Origin of the sequence: Spirillospora sp. NPDC000708, from assembly GCF_040299565.1 — a bacterium.
In the GTDB taxonomy this organism is placed as follows: domain Bacteria; phylum Actinomycetota; class Actinomycetes; order Streptosporangiales; family Streptosporangiaceae; genus Spirillospora.
In genome coordinates, this window is the sequence record NZ_JBEPCJ010000247.1 from 1 (window position 1) to 1,234 (window position 1,234).

General features: G+C 69.2%; 2 protein-coding genes. Both read right to left on the reverse strand.

What is annotated here, in order from left to right:
* A partial coding sequence (locus ABT299_RS52740) for an ABC transporter permease (protein WP_500255491.1) occupies positions 1-326 on the reverse strand: 326 nt, incomplete at its 3' end.
* Positions 323-1,234: ATP-binding cassette domain-containing protein (locus ABT299_RS52745; RefSeq protein WP_500255492.1), on the reverse strand; the 912-nt coding region annotated here is incomplete at its 5' end. The genes ABT299_RS52740 and ABT299_RS52745, both read right to left, overlap by 4 nt.

Sequence of the window (1,234 nt, forward strand, 5' to 3'; positions counted from 1 at the left end):
GAGGCGCGGGAGATGCGCATGGTGCGGAAGCGGGCGATGATGCCTTCGGTCATGTCGGTGGCGACCATGACGGCGGTTCCGGTGGCGCCGGTGGCCACGGCCATCAGCAGGATGCCGGGCAGTACGTAGTTGATGTAGGCGTCACGCCCCCCGCCGTGCCCGAGTCCGGTGCCGAGGGTTCCGCCCAGGACGTAGACGAACAGCAGCAGGATGATCACGGGGGTGATGATCAGCTGGACGGTCATGGAGGGGTAGCGGATCAGGCGCTTGAGCTGCCGGCCGACCATGGTGCGCGAGTCGCGTGCGGCCAGGGCGAGGGTGTTCATCGGGCGATCTCCTGCTTGCGGTCGTTGCTGTCGGCGCGGTCGTCGTTCCGGTCGTCGTTCCGGTCATCGGCGGGGTTGTGGGCGGGGTTGTGGGTGGGGGTTTGGCCGGTGAGGGTGAGGAAGACGTCGTCGAGGTCGGGGGTGTGGACGGCGAGGTCGGCGGGTTCGATGCCGGCGGTGTGCAGGTGGGTGAGCAGGTCGCGGAGGGAGGCCACGCCGCCGTCGGAGGGGATCTGCAGGGTGAGGCGGTCGTCGTCGGAGGGGTCCAGAAATCCGCGGCCGAGTGCGGTGAGGGCGTTGGTGAGGGTGTCGTCGTCGGTGAAGCGCAGGGACACGTGGCCGCCGGGGATGAGGCGTTTGAGTTCGTCGGGGGTGCCTTCGGCGATGAGGTGTCCGTGGTCCAGCAGGGCGATGTGGTCGGCGAGTTGGTCGGCTTCTTCGAGGTATTGGGTGGTGAGGAAGATGGTGACGCCGTTGTCGGTGACGAGTTGGCGGACGATGTCCCACATGGCGCGGCGGCTGCGGGGGTCCAGGCCGGTGGTGGGTTCGTCCAGGAAGATCAGGCGGGGGTCGCCGACCAGGGTCATCGCCAGGTCCAGGCGGCGTTGCATGCCGCCGGAGTAGGTGGAGGCGGGCTTGCGGGCGGCCTCGACCAGGTCGAAGCGCTCCAGGAGTTCGGCGGCTTTGCGTTTGCCGTCGCGGCGGGGCAGGTGCTTCAGGTCGGCCATCAGCAGCAGGTTCTCCTCGCCGGTGAGGAGCTTGTCGACGGCGGAGTACTGGCCGGTGACACCGATCGCGCCGCGCACGTCGTCGGGTCGGTGTGCCAGGTCGTGTCCGGCGACGTGGATCCGGCCGGCGTCGGCGCGGGTCAGGGTGGACAGGATCTGGACGGTGGTGGTCTTGCCGGC